This window comes from Flavobacterium chilense (genome assembly GCF_001602525.1).
GTDB classification, from domain to species: Bacteria; Bacteroidota; Bacteroidia; order Flavobacteriales; family Flavobacteriaceae; genus Flavobacterium; species Flavobacterium chilense.
Genome location: NZ_LSYT01000003.1, coordinates 196,675 through 212,774, shown reverse-complemented (window position 1 = coordinate 212,774; position 16,100 = coordinate 196,675). Strand labels below are relative to the sequence as shown.

General features: G+C 35.0%; 12 protein-coding genes. 10 read left to right on the top strand and 2 right to left on the bottom strand.

Translation table 11 applies throughout. The features are described from left to right. Positions 1 to 6: 6 nt before the first annotated feature. The 3 genes from A4F88_RS10260 (at position 7) to A4F88_RS10250 (ending at position 3,681) form a co-directional block, all read left to right on the top strand. Entirely contained in the window at positions 7 to 1,134 is a 1,128-nt protein-coding gene (locus A4F88_RS10260) for a T9SS type A sorting domain-containing protein (protein WP_068842520.1), read from the top strand. A gap of 9 nt (positions 1,135 to 1,143) precedes the next feature. Continuing rightward, positions 1,144 to 2,952 carry a glycoside hydrolase family 2 protein gene (locus tag A4F88_RS10255; protein ID WP_068842519.1) on the top strand — a complete coding sequence of 603 codons (1,809 nt, stop codon included), beginning with the start codon at positions 1,144 to 1,146 and terminating at the stop codon, positions 2,950 to 2,952. 165 nt (positions 2,953 to 3,117) lie between these two features. After that, positions 3,118 to 3,681, top strand: a complete 564-nt coding sequence (locus A4F88_RS10250; protein WP_068842518.1) for a DUF2911 domain-containing protein — start codon at positions 3,118 to 3,120, stop codon at positions 3,679 to 3,681. 243 nt (positions 3,682 to 3,924) lie between these two features. Here the strand turns inward: A4F88_RS10250 and A4F88_RS10245 are convergent, their stop codons facing one another. Both A4F88_RS10245 and A4F88_RS10240 read right to left on the bottom strand, forming a co-directional pair. Further along, a complete protein-coding gene (locus A4F88_RS10245) occupies positions 3,925 to 9,570 on the bottom strand; it encodes a beta strand repeat-containing protein (protein ID WP_068842517.1) in 5,646 nt (1,881 codons plus the stop codon). Between the two features lie 809 nt (positions 9,571 to 10,379). Continuing rightward, complete coding sequence (locus A4F88_RS10240) at positions 10,380 to 10,865, bottom strand: copper resistance protein NlpE (RefSeq protein ID WP_068842516.1); 486 nt, start codon at positions 10,863 to 10,865, stop codon at positions 10,380 to 10,382. A gap of 200 nt (positions 10,866 to 11,065) precedes the next feature. Here A4F88_RS10240 and A4F88_RS10235 point away from each other — a divergent pair, with 200 nt between their 5' ends. The 7 genes from A4F88_RS10235 (at position 11,066) to A4F88_RS10205 (ending at position 16,098) form a co-directional block, all read left to right on the top strand. After that, on the top strand, positions 11,066 to 11,398 hold the full coding sequence (locus A4F88_RS10235) for a YegP family protein (RefSeq protein ID WP_068842515.1): 333 nt from the start codon (positions 11,066 to 11,068) through the stop codon (positions 11,396 to 11,398). 83 nt (positions 11,399 to 11,481) lie between these two features. Next, positions 11,482 to 11,982: a hypothetical protein gene (locus A4F88_RS10230; protein ID WP_068842514.1), complete on the top strand. Its 501-nt coding sequence runs from the start codon at positions 11,482 to 11,484 to the stop codon at positions 11,980 to 11,982. 251 nt (positions 11,983 to 12,233) lie between these two features. Then, a complete protein-coding gene (locus tag A4F88_RS10225; protein ID WP_068842513.1) occupies positions 12,234 to 13,034 on the top strand; it encodes a DKNYY domain-containing protein in 801 nt (266 codons plus the stop codon). A gap of 261 nt (positions 13,035 to 13,295) precedes the next feature. Beyond that, on the top strand, positions 13,296 to 13,967 hold the full coding sequence (locus A4F88_RS10220; protein WP_073075434.1) for a hypothetical protein: 672 nt from the start codon (positions 13,296 to 13,298) through the stop codon (positions 13,965 to 13,967). Between the two features lie 268 nt (positions 13,968 to 14,235). Beyond that, positions 14,236 to 14,673, top strand: coding sequence for a hypothetical protein (locus A4F88_RS10215; RefSeq protein ID WP_068842511.1), 438 nt, complete (start codon positions 14,236 to 14,238; stop codon positions 14,671 to 14,673). 77 nt (positions 14,674 to 14,750) lie between these two features. After that, entirely contained in the window at positions 14,751 to 15,464 is a 714-nt protein-coding gene (locus A4F88_RS10210) for a hypothetical protein (protein ID WP_068842510.1), read from the top strand. Positions 15,465 to 15,753: 289 nt separating this feature from the next. Next, positions 15,754 to 16,098 (top strand): hypothetical protein, encoded by a 345-nt coding sequence (locus tag A4F88_RS10205; protein ID WP_143155031.1) that lies wholly within the window; start codon positions 15,754 to 15,756, stop codon positions 16,096 to 16,098. Positions 16,099 to 16,100: the final 2 nt, after the last annotated feature.

Here is a 16,100-nt window from a genome sequence, read left to right as displayed (position 1 = left end):
CAAGTTATGAAAAATACAATCTTTTATGGAATTGCTTTAGTATTGACAGGTTTTTCGGGCCATGCACAAGTAACCTTAAATGCCGACGGTCCAGGCGGAGTTGGAACTTATGAATTAATTACCAATGCATTGGCTCCCGGAACAGTAAACGGAGCTATTGAAGCACCGGATGCTATACATCCCGCTTTTGGTCCGCATATCACAGAAATTTTTGATACTGATCTGAATAAATATGTTTTCGAATTTCATTCGCATGTGAGCAACACGCCTCCGGACAACGAACCTGTGGCTGGAAAAACAGACAGACAACGTGTTGAGATAAAATCGTATGCGCCTTCTCCGGATAATTTAAAAGGGATTATTGGCGAAACGGTGCAATACAAATGGCGTTTTAAAGTACCTGTAGGTTTTAAACCTACAACCAGTTTTACTCACATTCATCAGGTTAAGGCTGTTGATGGTGATGATGACGATCCGCTTTTTACTTTAACTTTACGAAAGTTATCTAATGGCGGGACACGACTGGAATTAATTTACGATAAAGATGCCGCTGCCGCAACCGTAAAATATCAGACTCCAAATATGTCTTCGTTTGAAGGAGTCTGGGTCGAAGCTATAGAAACCATAAATGTAGGTTTGCAGGGAACATATGCAATTACAATAAAAAAAGTAAGCGACGGAAGTGTTTTAATGGATTACAGCAATCCAAATATTCAAACGATTCGTCCTGCATATACTTCGTCTACCGGAGTGGTTTATGCTGCCAACTCTTTTATTCGTCCTAAATGGGGAATCTATCGCAGTCTGGCTGATATTGCGAATATGAGAGATGAAATTTTACGCTTTTCGGATTTTAGCATCGAGGAGCTAACGACTTTATCGACAAAAGAACATTTGGCAAACAAGGCTGATATACAATTTCCGAATCCTGTAGCAGATAAACTCCAGCTTTCAGAAACTATTTTGAATCAGTACACTGGATTACGAATCTATGACAATAACGGCAAACAGGTTATGGCTCATGATACGATTTCTGAAACTGTAAATGTATCGTCTTTAAAATCGGGACTTTATATTGTCAAATTCAAGAAAGAAAATACCTTGTCTAAAGGTATCAAAATGATTAAAAAATAAATTTTACCCATGAAAAAACTAATTACCTTACTACTCCTTACTGCTGCTTTTATCGGGCAGGCACAAAACCTGATTTCAAATGTTGCCAATAGAAACACAACTTCTTTAAACGGCGTTTGGAATTACATTATTGATCCTTATGAAACCGGATTTTACAGCTTTCACCATGATCAGTACGACAAACAGCAAAAGCCATCTAATGCGGCATTTTTCAACAATTATCATGCAGTAAACAAACAGGAGCTGGTAGAATATGATTTTGATAAATCGGCAAAGATCAATATTCCGGGCGATTGGAATTCGCAGGTTCCGGAACTTAAATATTATGAAGGAAACGTTTGGTTCAAAAAATCTTTTGACTATGATCTAAAAGAAAAAAAACGTCTTTTTGTGTATCTGGGCGCTATCAATTACAAGTCTGATGTGTATTTGAACGGAAAAAAACTAGGAAGTCATGAAGGTGGTTTTACGCCTTTTAATTATGAAATTACGTCTATTGTAAAACCAAAAGACAATTATCTGGTGATAAAAGCAGACAACACGAGACATAAAGAAGATGTTCCGACTACGAATACAGACTGGTGGAATTATGGTGGAATTACACGTGATGTTACCTTAATCGAAGAAAATGAATCGTTTGTAGAAGATTACAACATTCAGCTTAAAAAAGGCAATGCAGCTTTGATTTCAGGTTTTGTAAAAATCAACAATTTCAATTCGGCACAAAACGGTGTAACCATTTCGATTCCGGAATTAAAAATCAATTATAATGGAAAAATTGGTGCAAACGGAATCGTGAATTTTGAAATTCCGGCGAAGAAAATCTCCTATTGGTCACCGGAAAACCCAAAATTATACGACGTGACAATTGATTTTAACGGAGAAAAGCTAAAAGACAACATTGGTTTCAGAACTATTGAAACACAAGAAGATAAAATCCTGTTAAACGGAAAACAAATCTTTTTACGCGGTATTTCTATCCATGAAGAAAATGCCAAAGGCGGACGTGCTAATTCTGAAGAAGATGCTTTACGTTTACTAAACTGGGCAAAAGAACTGGGTTGCAATTATGTTCGTCTGGCACATTATCCGCATAACGAAAACATTATCAGAACGGCTGATAAAATGGGTTTAATGGTTTGGGAAGAAATTCCGGTATACTGGACTGTAGAATTTAAAAATCAGGATACGTATAAAAATGCCGAAGATCAATTGACAGCAGCCATTACAAGAGATAAAAACAGAGCTTGTATTATTATCTGGTCAATGGCAAATGAAACTCCGGTATCTGATGCCCGAAATACTTTTATCAAAAACTTAGTAGCACATACCAAATCACTTGATACCACGAGATTAATCAGCGCAGCATTATTAACTCACAATGTAAACGGGGTTGGAATGATCGATGACGAAATTGGTAAATCGCTTGATATTATCGCTTTTAACCAATATTTGGGCTGGTATGGCGGAAACTTGGAAAATGCCGAAAAAACTTTTTGGAACACACCGTACAACAAACCTGTAGTCGTTTCTGAATTTGGCGGTGATGCCAAACAAGGACTTCACGGAGAAAAAAATGAGCGCTGGACAGAAGAATATCAGGAATACCTGTACATTCAGAACCTGAAAATGATCGAAAAGATACCTCATCTAAGCGGTTTAAGTCCGTGGATTCTGGTAGATTTCAGATCACCAAAACGACTTCTTCCGGGAATCCAGGACGGATATAACCGTAAAGGATTAATCTCAAATGATGGCAACAAAAAGAAAGCATTTTATATTATGCAGGATTGGTATGCTAAAAAGAAAAAAGAATAATCGAAAACTATTCTGCTGTAAAATGAGAAAAAATGAAAGCTTTCTGTATCATTTTAAATTAAACGCAAAACTGTTAGGAATTCATTAACAAAAAACAAACTGTAATGATATGATTTTTATTCATTATTACCTTACTTTGTAGTTATACTAAAAAATTGTAATCCTATGAAAAAATTAAGTTTACTGGCAGTTACTTTATTTGCTGCATTTACAGTTCAGGCACAAGATGTAGTAAAATTTGCTCCGCTTGATGCTAGTCCGGTTGATATTGCTTATTTTCCAAATAAAGCAGTTAAATTCAAAAAAACAGATAATCCGTCGCCTTCTATTAAGGTTATTTATTCAAGACCTTCGGCTAAAGGACGTAACATTTTTGGTGAATTAATTAAGTTTGGTGAAGTTTGGAGAGTTGGTGCTAACGAAAATACAGAAATCAAATTCTACAAACCGGTAACAATCGATGGTAAAAACATTCCGGCTGGTACTTACAGCTTATTTGCTATTCCTGAAAAAGACAAATGGACCATCATTATCAATAAAGAGCTTGATATGTGGGGTAATTATGCTTATGATGAGACTAAAGACATTGTAAGAGTTTCTGTTCCTTCTAAACCGGTTTCTACTCCAATAGAAGCTTTATCTATTGCTTTTACTTCACAAGGTGCTGTAGCAAATTTGGTTATTGGATGGGATAAAACAACAGTAGAATTGCCTATTACAATTAAATAATTTTTTTATTGCCATCAAGCAATACGATTTGAAATAAAAAAAGAGACATTTACATGTCTCTTTTTTGTTTTATAAGCTTTTTTGCTTTCGTTTTTTTTCAAATTAACAGGACAACCAATTTTAGACAAAAACATTCTCCCTTAGAATACTTTTATGAATATTATGATTTTGTCATATTTACTGATGTTTGTTATTTCTATAACTCGATTATTTTATTGTGATTATTTCTTTACTTTCCTGTTTTTAGTTGCTCACATACCAGGAAGTTCCATCAGAAATAACCGTTATATGATCATTAACTCCCGATGCACCAAGAACAATACTTGTACTTCCGGCAATAGTTGGCGATCCGCCAATAACAGCGGCAGGCCAGCTTCCGTCAAATTTTTCAGCAGCTGAGGAGGTGTTAACAGTAACTGAACTTCCTGTAATGACGCTTATTTTAATTATCAGTACCCGCCCTGTGTTTGCGGCTGCCACTGGCAATGTAATGGTGTTTGTGCCAGCAGCAGTAGCAACCAGCATATAGTCATTCGTCTTTACAGTATAATTGCCCGAAACATTAGCTACTTTCACTACTTGTGATCCCTGTACATCCAGATCCGCATTAGGAGTTGGGTTGTTGATACCTACTTTGGCTCTGCCTGTACCTGTGTTGTCATCGTTAATAAACACCCCTCTGTTTGTTTGGTTGTTGCGATTGGTTAAGAAACGATACCCGCCATTAAACAAACTTGTAAACTGGTTTGGTGCTGTCGCAGCAACAATTGTACTATTAGAAACATCAGTAAGAATGGTTGAGCCATTATTAGGCGAAGGTACACTGGAATAGGTACCAATTATGACACTGTCTGAAGTACTTATTGTATTATTTTGCCCTATTGCAGCTGAGTTGGTTCCACCAGTAATAGTGTTGGCCAGTCCGACAGCCAAAGCGTTAGGACTACCAGCATTTATCGTATTATTAAGTCCCATTGAAACACTATAGTTGCTCGTGGTTGCAATCTGGTTATTATTACCCATTGCGATACTGCTGTCTGAGAAACTTTTATTATTGGCACCCATTGCTATAGATGCATTACCATCTGTTGAGTTACCAACTCCCAGAGCTACTGATCCTTGCGGGTTGGCATAAGTACTATTCATTGTATTGCTTGATCCCAATGCTACTGAATTTGGAGAGTTGATAGTATTGAGATTACCTGCAGCAAATGAGCCCGCGGCAGCAACAGTTGCAACTGGTGTTATATTAATAGTGTTTCCTACTCCTACGGCGGCAGCATTGTTTGCGTATACTTTGTTTCCATTTCCTGCAGCAAAAGAACTATTTCCGGCGACTAATGTTGTAGCGTTACCAAATGCAGTACTAAAAGTGGCGCTTGCGGTTGCAGAACCTGCAGCAAATGCAAAACCATTAGGAGCATTGGCAGTAGCACCTCCAAATGCGGCAGAAGAGCCAGTTGTTCCGCTTGCCGTTGCACCAGAGCCAAAAGCAAATGAATTGGGTGATGATGCCACACTATTGGTTCCACCTGCAAAAGAGTTTGATCCTATTATTGCAGCTGTATTTGGAGAACCTGTTCTTACCGAACCACGTACATCTAAATTTGTTAAAGGAACAGCGGCATTAAAATCACCAATACCTACATTCGCATTTTGGTAAATATTTTGAGTGTTTGCAGTAGCCAATGTTGTTGAATTTTCGACTTGCCAGGGTTCTGCGTAAGTAGTCTGGCTGATTTTTTTTAAAAGACCGGTTGTTGCATCAGCCACCACAACATTATCTAAAGCTGTACCTGTTGACAAAGTACGAACGGTTACTTGTCCGTTTACATCCAATGTTGTGCCAGGTGCATTGGTGTTAACACCAATTCTGCCCGCAGTTCCTCCTGCAGCGCCATTTACGCCTGTACCAAATAAAGTATTTCCAATGTTCATTTCGTTGCTGACGGTTTGTGTAGATGCATTTATAATATTGACTGATGATCCACCAATCAATATGTTGTTGCTGCCAGTTGTAAGACCAATTAAATTACCAGTGCCGGTACTCGCTCCGATAGCTACATTGTAATTCCCTGCTGTGGAAATATTAAGAGCATTTGTTCCCAAAACAGTATTATTAGAACCGCTTATATTAGTTGAAAGCGCACTGCTGCCCACTGCAACATTACTCTGACCAGATTGATTTGTATTTAATGCACTCACACCAAGAGCAACGTTATTGATGCCTGTGTTAAGAGTTGTGGTGCCTGCACCTACTAGTGCCAGGTATCCTACAGCCGTATTCCAGCCTCCAGCACCACTAGTGCCTCTAAAATTACCCATTGCCGAAGCGCCTACGGCTGTATTTGCATTAGACAAACTAACTTTCAATGCACTTGAACCTACAGCAGTGTTGCTGCCATTACCTGCAACGTTATAAGCTGCCAGTGCATTTGAACCTACTGCTGTATTGTCTATAGAACTCGTTGATTGTGTAGTAGTAGTGACAATATTTTGAAGTGCCTGATAACCAAAGCCAGTGTTATTAAAAGTTGTAGGAGTAGAAATAATCCCGGACTTAGCACCATTAACTTTGAACATTAAAGATTTATCATCTGTTGTGCCTAAAAAGTTAGTTGCAGGATTTGTTCCGGTATTTCCTGTTGTCAGCCAGCCTATTGTGCCAACCGCATCTGCTACTGTTCTTTGATGTAAGTTACCACTAGCATCTGCTGTTACCAGATTATCTGTGGTAGGTGCAGTAACTGTAGGCAGATTACGAACTCTTGCCTGACCATTTACATCCAGCTCTGCACTAGGATTCTGTACATTAATCCCAATTTTTCCTGTTGGTGTTGCAATAGTGCCATTTATACCTGTACCAAACAAAGTATTACCTATGTTCAATTCGTTAGAAGCAGCAAATCCAGACAGCGTCAGTTGATCTCCTATTACGATGTTTTTGTTTCCAGTATAGGCAGTGTTATAGTTTACAGGATCATAGACACTGTAGTAACCTATTGCTATATTGTTGTTTCCATTTGTATTGACACCACCAAAATAACCAACACCAATATTATAAGACCCTGTTGTTGAATTTCCAAGAGAGTTAAAACCCATGGCTATATTACTAATACCAGATGTGTTAGCTCTTAATGAACTTGTACCAAAAGCACTATTGTTGCTTCCATCAATGTTACTGTTAAGAGAGTTAAAACCAAAGGCACTATTATTAACTCCAGTTGTTGTAAAAGCTAGTGAAGCATAGCCAAAACTATTATTATAATTCCCAGTTGTAACACTAGAAGAAGAGTTTTGTCCAAAAGCACTATTTCCAATCCCAGTTGTATTTGCTCTTAATGACAAAGCACCTACAGCAGTATTAGTCAATCCAGTTGTGTTTGCTGTTAGTGCGTTATAACCTACAGCAGTATTACTTTCTCCATCAGTATTGTTTGTAAGTGCCGAAATACCTATAGCGGTATTACGCACCTTACCTGGAGTTAATGAATTAAGTGCCATATAACCTAAAGATGTATTTAATTTGGTGATGCTTCCAGCATTAGAGTTATCTATTTTAAATTTTAATGGCTGGTCGTCTGTTGTTCCCAAAAAGTTTATAGCAGGATTTGTTCCGGTATTGCCAATAAGAGCCCACATAGGAGATAGAGATGGTGTAACAGTTTTTAAGATTTCGCTTGTTGGATTTATTACCAAAATGTTATCTGTTCCTGCGTTACCCGTTGGTAAACCTGAAATAGCCAAAGTATTAGCAGCATCAGTAACGATAGTGGTAGGATTTGTTAAACTTCCTCCTAATTGCACATTACCGTTAGTTGCTGTTAAGCCATTGTTCGCAGAAATGAGTACAGAAACTGATGGGGTCGTTGCTACGCCATTTACAGTTGATACTAAATTTCCGTTTGTGGCTGTTAAAGTGTTGCTATTAATAATTGGTGCGCCAGAACTTGTGATTCCGTTCACGGTAACCGTTGATGTATTTATATTTGATGTATTCGAAACACCGCTCACCGCATCCGAAGTGGAAGAAATACCGTTTACATTTGAGGTTAAAGTGTTCCCCAACAAACTCAAAGTATTAGTCGTTCCGGCTGAAATTGCAGGTGACAAATCCAAAGGCGTACTTGCAACACCGTTTACTGTTGTGGTTAAACTGGTTCCTGTTAAAGACGTTTCATTACTATTGACAATCGGAGCACCTGTACTTGTTATTCCGTTTACAGTAACCGTTGATGTGTTTATATTTGATGCATTGGAAACACCGCTCACTGCATCTGATGTTGAAGAAATACCGTTTACATTTGAGGTTAAGGTATTGCCCAACAAACTCAAAGTATTAGTCGTTCCGGCTGAAATTGCAGGTGACAAATCCAAAGCTGTACTTGTTACACCGTTTACTGTTGTGGTTAAACTGGTTCCTGTTAAAGACGTTTCATTACTATTGACAATCGGAGCACCTGTACTTGTTATTCCGTTTACAGTAACCGTTGATGTGTTTATATTTGATGTATTCGAAACACCACTCACTGCATCCGAAGTGGAAGAAATTCCGTTTACACTTGAAGTTAAGGTATTCCCCAACAAGCTCAAAGTATTAGTCGTTCCGGCTGAAATTGCAGGAGCCAAATCCAAAGCCGTACTTGCAACACCGTTTACTGTTGTGGTTAAACTGGTTCCTGTTAAAGACGTTTCATTACTATTGACAATTGATGCACCTGTGCTTGTTATTCCGTTTACAGTAACCGTTGCTGTGTTTATATTTGAGGCATTCGAAACACCACTCACCGCATCCGAAGTGGAAGAAACTCCGTTTACATTTGAAGTTAAAGTATTACCCAACAAGCTCAAAGTATTAGTCGTTCCGGCTGAAATTGCAGGAGCCAAATCCAAAGCTGTACTCGCAACGCCATTTACCGTTGTAATTAAAGTAGTTCCTGCTAACGACGTTTCATTGTTGTTTATAATATTAACTCCTGTTCCGGTTTTTCCGTTTACTGTTGTACTTAAATTATTTCCTGTTGATGTATTTGAAACCGTTGTTGCAGCTGTAATCGTAGTTGGTGTCAATAAAGTTCCTCCATCAGTTCCAACTGTTAAAATATTAGCTGCATCAGCACTTTTTACCTGAGAAGTACTCGTTGTTCCTGCTTCATTTGTGTATGTAATTGCTCCTGTTAACAAATCCTGGGTCTGTGTTGTTACCGTTTCATTAGCTTTTACAATGGTATTCATATTGACAATCTGGGTGTTTCCAGAAACATCAACATATTTAAACTCGTTTGTAATAGAATCGAAAGTAACATTCCCTTCTGTTTTTTTGACAATGTCCTTAATAATATTGGTTACTACCGGATTACTTGCAATCGTATTGAAATTCGTTGTAACATCTCCTGTCACATCAATATTTACTGCTGTACCCGATTCATTAGTATAAGTGTATGAACCTCCACCATTATTAACAAGTGTTGTTATCGTTTCGTTTGCCTTTACAATAGTATTAATATCGATAACCTGTGTGTTTCCTGATACATCAATATAACTGAATACTTGGGTGGTGGGATTATAAATAACTGTTCCCGGACTGGTACTAACTTCGCTGGAAATAATAATTCTATTCCATTTGTTTTCGTACCAATAATAATAACCGGGTTTTATATCAGAAACTGTAGCTGTATTAAATACTAATAAGCTATTAATATTACCACTTGTTATTGTAGTTGCATCGGTCGAACCTGTTAAATTAAGTCTTGGAATTAATACACCTTTGTCACTAGCAGTAACCTCTAATTGGGCAGAAGAACTTGGCGTTAGTGTTCCAATCCCTACTTGGGAATAAGTTGCAAAACTGATTAAAAATAAAACCACGAGGAGTAATTTGCTTTTCATACGTTTGATTTAAATGTTATCACACAATTTTATAACTAGGAATAAAATATTGAATAATAAAAATGGGGTAGTCATTTGAAATATTTAAAACAAAAACATCTCAGGACATTATCTAAATAAATAGCTGAAAGGCTTATAAATAAACGAAAACCGGATTACTAAACTTTCAATAAACAGAAATCAAAAAATGCATAAACTAAACGACAACTGGGGCTGTTTTTATCTCTTGAAAAAAAACAAATTGCTAAGATTATAAATTAGGTCAAATTAAAATGAGTTATGACCTTATTAGGCTTGAAGTAATAAACAATGTAAAAGTAGTGAATATTAAAACACTAGTAATCAAATATTTACATTTTTTATTATGATAAAAAAGCACATTATAGATGAAAACAATCCTTTATTAAAGAATTACTCGTGAAAATAGGATATTTACAATATAAAATTAATAATTCAAAAAAATCCATGCCTTCACTAATCATCAAAAAAAAAAGCTGCTTCCGGTTAAGGAAACAGCTTTCTGTAAAAAAGTAATTAAAAAAATATTTTATAGGCTTTACCACTTTGTATATCGGAGTAACCTGCTTTATCGATCCTTCGCAACTGAAATCTGATTTATCAATACAAACTTCACCATGAAAACCAGTGACTTCATCCTTTTCATTCTGATTGAATCAGAGAACTATACCACTCGCCTTTATTGAGTATGTACTTCCTTTAATTTTTTCATTTCAGCAACCAGGATTGAGAATAAAAATAGAATTTTGATGTCATGACTCTTTTTTGTTTTTAAAGCTTTTCTGCTTTCATTATTTTTTCAAATCTAAAATGTAGTTCAGCTTTGATTTTATTATTTTTTTATCACGGTCCAGCATATAAATCTTTGTGGTATCGCTGCTTAAATAGCCATAATACGATTGTTTATCAACAGGTTTGTCCCAATTCAAAATAAAAATGGTTCCGTTAGGATCATTTTCTAAGCCTCGTTCTGTATTAAAATTTCCTTTTTCGACAAATTCTTTCTCAGGAGATTTTCCTTTGTAGATGCTTGACAATTCAAATTTTTGACCTTCGGTTGTTCCATTTCCCAAATCAATTTTAAGAACCGTTTGTATACCGCTGCAGTCTGCGCAAGGCAGTAAACCCTCGTAAACCAAAACATCCTGAACTGCTTTTTTTTCTGTATTTACAGCTGTCGAATCTGTTTGGGTTGCTTTAATTTCTTCTTCTCTTTTTTTCGAATTACAAGCTGTCAGCTGTATGGCAATTACCAATAAAATAACTAAATTTCTCATATTCTTTAGATTTATTATTCTCTCAAATATACCAAAATTCCTTACGTTATAAAACTAAAATATAAGAATCCAAATAGCTACTCCATTCATCCTTAACAAATTTTAAACGATTATTTTTTCTTACAATATCATTTATATGATCAAGTTTTGTATTTTTATAGATAGCAAAATAAAATACATTTAACTTAAATAAAATCTATATGGGAAAATTTGTGATTACTAAAAGAACCAATGGCGAATTTCAATTTAATTTAAAAGCCGGCAATGGACAAACAATTTTGACTAGCGAAGGTTATACTACAAAAGCAGCCTGTAATAACGGAATCGAATCTGTAAAAACAAATTCGCAGGATGATGGTCGTTTCGACAGAAAAGAAGCCAAAAACGGAAAACCGTATTTTAATCTAAAAGCCAGCAATGGTCAGATTATTGGCTCAAGCGAAATGTACGAAAGCGTATCGGCAAGAGAAAACGGCATTGAATCTGTAAAGAAAAATGCTCCCGATGCTGTTGTTGATGACCAGACAGTTTAAGTGAAATAATAATATCAGAAAATCGGGATTTAAAAAGTTCCGATTTTTTTATGTCTATTTTCTAAAAACAATAAAGCGCGCAAATGGCACGGATTAAACAGATTTTTTATATTAGTATTGGTGAAAATCTGTTTAATATTCTTCACCTGTGCTCATTTTCAAAATTACTACAAGTCACAGATACTCCTGAAAAACAATTACAAATGAATATCAGTATTTTAAAAGCAAAAATTAAACGCAATCATTTAGAAGAGTACGCAGGAGCTTATTTTAGAGATGATACCTCACAAATTATAAATTCTTTGAATGCAGAAGGCAAGTGTGCATTATTTGGAATACAAAGAGAAGATGGAATTTACACCATCATTGGTCAGAAACATGTTTATTATTCTACTGTTTTAGGTGCGGTTGGAGAAATTCCATTAAATGACTTTTCTGATTTTTTACATCTTAATGCACTAAAAAAAGGTAAAAGAGCAACCTTTGAATTTGTACCTGTAAATGATACAGAAAACCTGGTTTGGCTGCATAACAAATCAATAATGAATGCGCTTTGGAATGTTATTCTATGGCTTAATCAATAATACAAAACTAGTTAACAGACTGGTATAAACGTCATGCTTGCGAACTTATTTCTCTTATAAACTTCACTACCTTAATCCTTTATCTTTATTAAAACTTATCTTGATATAATGATGGCTTTTAGAAGCTTTTTTTGTGTTTCCCTTTTTATAATTTCACTTGATAACAGGTGATTCTATTGAATTTAAAGATTCGCAAAATTTACGAGCGGGATGTTAGTGCCAGTGAGGTTAATAAACAACATTAAAATAATATGAATAATACCTGGAAAAAAATAAGAGTGGTAACCTTGCCAAAATTTGGAAATGACGGAACCAAAGAAAAAGACGAAAGTTATTACTCACTTGATGGTAAAACAGTTTTATTTAACAGCTACTCTGTAAAGGGTGCCGTCTTTGGAACCTTTGTACATTGTATGGGTTTTGCGAAGGACAAAAACAAATGTTATAGAGCGGGCTCTGCGTACAAAGGCGCCAACCCGGAAACCTTTGAGATTTTAAACTACCATTTTGCCAAAGATAAAAACAACATTTATTCACTAGACGGAATAGTGAAAAATGTAGATTATGAAACCTTTGAAGTCTTAGATTCAGGATTTGAAATAAGCAGTGACGGATTGAGAATTTCTAAATTATCATTCAGCAGTGACAAATCCGGCATTTGGTGGATGGACTATTATTCATACAAACCGGTTTTAATAAAAGGAACCAATAAAAATACTTTTCAACGGATAGATGACCGTTTTTCTAAAGATGATAAACAGGTTTATTTCGGTGGTATACGCCTGCCAAAAGCAAATCCCGCTACATGGAAAAGATTGCATGAAAATGCTTATTACTCACAAGATCAAAACAGAATTTATTTTACCAATAATTTACTAAAAGAAGCTGATGCCGAAACCTTCAAAGTATTGCCTGTTTCCTTAAGTACTGGAATATTGTCTTACGCCAAAGATAAAAATTGGGGCTATATAACAGGTCGTATAGTAACTCACGAAGAATTGGAACAAAGAATACAAGAAGATAGTAAACATCTTGAAGGTCTAAAAAAATAAGTAGCTCCTCGCTGGTGCTGGCATCTAACCCGTGATTCTATTTCATCCTAAAAAAGTTTACTAATTTCACTTAATTCATGAATAGATTTACAAAACAGCTAAAAATAATCTTTCGATTTAAACTTTAAAAAGTAAATTTCCCTATTCATTTTTTCTCTTTGATTAAAACTTATCTTGATATAATGATGGCTTTTAGAAGCTATATTCATGTTTTGCATTTGATACTTTTGAGCCGTATAGCATGTATAAAGGAGATAAATTATGAGTAATAAGATTAAACGGTTTTTCGAAATCATCATTTTTGGGTTTTGTTTTTGGCTGATTCATTTTTATGTGATTAATTATAAAGACAAACTCATTCCTTATGACCCAAAACTAAAAGGAATAGCCGGTGTAGGTGCTGACTTCAATAATCCGGGCATTATACAAATGCAAAATTTTGATACAACAATTTTCTCAATTATGCTTGCTGTATTCATTTTTGGATACTACACGAATGTATTAGCCGAAATGGAATACAGTAAGCGGTTAAACAATACAGCTACTATAGATATCAGAGCAAGCAACAGGAAAATAATAGGCTTGAGAATTGTTTTTTTGATGTGCCTGTATATCTCAGTAGGTCCAACAATAATGATACTCGCCAATTTGCCAGATGCTGAAACCGTTAAATTTTTTATAGTTCCAGTTATTCCGGTAAGTTTAGGTTTGGGCTTGTACTTTGTATTCCGAAAGATTTCTACTATCTTCTCATTCCAGTTGACAATGTCAATCACTGTCGTATTATTAGCAATTGTATATGTAAGTGGGTATTTTCACTTAGGAACAGCAGCAGGAAGAGGTATTGGCACATTATTGACTTCTGTATTATCTACAACCAAAAAGTGGAAAGAAATAGATCAATTTTTTAAGGAGAATGTAAACAAAGAATAATACAATGGCAGAACAACATTTTTTGAATCCTCATATTCATGTGTGCCCTCCGCTCGTAAGCTTATTTCTCTTCTGCATTTAAAAAAGAAAAGCAACTTCCCTACTCCATCCCTTTTTTTATTAAAACTTATTTTGATATAATGATGGCTTTTAGAAGCTATTTTCAAGTTTTACTTTTGATATTTTTACCTGATAATTAGATGATTATATTTTACAAGTTAACTGATTAAGAGAAGAATAAAGACTATAAAATTATTAAGAAAGTAAAATGGCAAACCATTATTATATTATTTCTGAAGTATCGTTTTTTAATAATAAGATTCAGGATTTTATTTCAGGAACAGGCATAGACATAAAACAATCTTGTTATTCTAAAATGCCAACTGTTAGTGAAATAAAAAAAGCACTCATTGAATATAGGTTTCAAACAAATGAAATATTAAATCAGAACGGAAGAATCGAATTGATTGCCAGTAAAAATAATACTGAAAGCATTGGACTAATCTTTACCGAAATAGAAGATGAAAACGAACCAGTAGATATGTTCAGGATATTAAGAGGGAGTCATACTGATACAGTAATTGATTTTGTAAAATTTCTGGCAATTTCTTATGGTAATTTTTTGTACTACGGCGATAGCGGTATAATGTCACTCATCACTAAAGACAAGGATTCAGAAATAATTAGAAGTGAATTAAATATGTAACAATAATGTTTTCTGCTTTGTTAAGTCTCCCACTCTAAAATATTATTAAAAAAATATATTTAAAAATTAAGTGATTGATGTACATTCTAAAAGTAATATTTGCTTGTTTGAAAAGACTTCGGAGCGGGCACACTAAAAAAAATGAAAATAGAATAAAAAAAAGGTTATTAATAGTTGTATTTATAAGCACACATGCAATTTCTCTTTTAGCACAAACAAAAGAAAATAGCCCGGTAGAAAAAATGCCTGATGATGTAATACAGATTATTGATTCGTTGAAAAAAGAAGGTATAAAAACGTTTATGTTTTTTCGCAAACAGGAAGTCGGAATGCAACAACCTGCAAATTCAAATAGCGATATAACATCAAACTTTGGCACTACTGAAATAAAGGAAAACCTGTTTTGGAAGAAAGGAGATAAATACTTTTTGCGGAAAAAAGAAAGTTGGCGTTCCCGCGACACAACTTTTAATTTGTATGAACCCGAAATAACAATACTCTCTGCAAATAACCCAATGAAATTTTACTTGTTGAATAAAAAAATAATAGATCTACAGGAACTATATTATTTTACAAGTGTTAAAGATAAACAGAAAAAGATTTGTAGCATACCGCCATTACCCGATTATTTGCTTACTTATTACGAGTTCTGGTTTGTTACAAAAAATACCATTTATAAATATTACCAACATGAACATATTTATAACAAAGAAAATACAGATATAGAAATAAATAAGAAAAGCAAACTTAACCAACTAAGAAAAAGAATAGAAAGACAACATGAAAGTTGACATACATGTTTTTCTTCAAACTCTACAAAGTATTCTTTACAAAATAAACATTCTAAAAATTAAACGATTGCTCCAAAATAAGCGCATCACTTGCCGTTAACTAACACCCTGTACTTAAATACACCAATTTATGTCGAAAATAGAAATTAAACGAAAAATATCAGTCGCTGCATTGTGCTTGCAAGCTGCGGAGGCTATTATTGTGGTTCATTGTAGTATGGAACTCGCCCAACATTATAAATTACATCGGGCACAGGCCGCCATTGTTTTGCTGATAACTGTTTTGTTTATGGTAGCAATATGTTTGTTGCAGTTTTATAGGTATGTACGGGTGCTAAATCAGGGTGTAGCATTAATGAAACAACATCGATATGAAGCTGCCATAGCATTGTTCAGCCACATGCACCAGTATTTTGAGAAACACCCATGGGTAGATAAATATAGATATCTATTGCTGATCAGTTGCTCGGCTATTCCTATGAAGGTGATGTGTGTAATGAATATTACTGCTTGTCACGTTTTACTGAAAAATAAAGAACTAGCCACTTTTTATTACAATACATTGGTAAAACTGTACAAAGGACATGAAATTCAATTGCCCTGGTACGATGCACTTTTGAATAATAAAGAATAGTT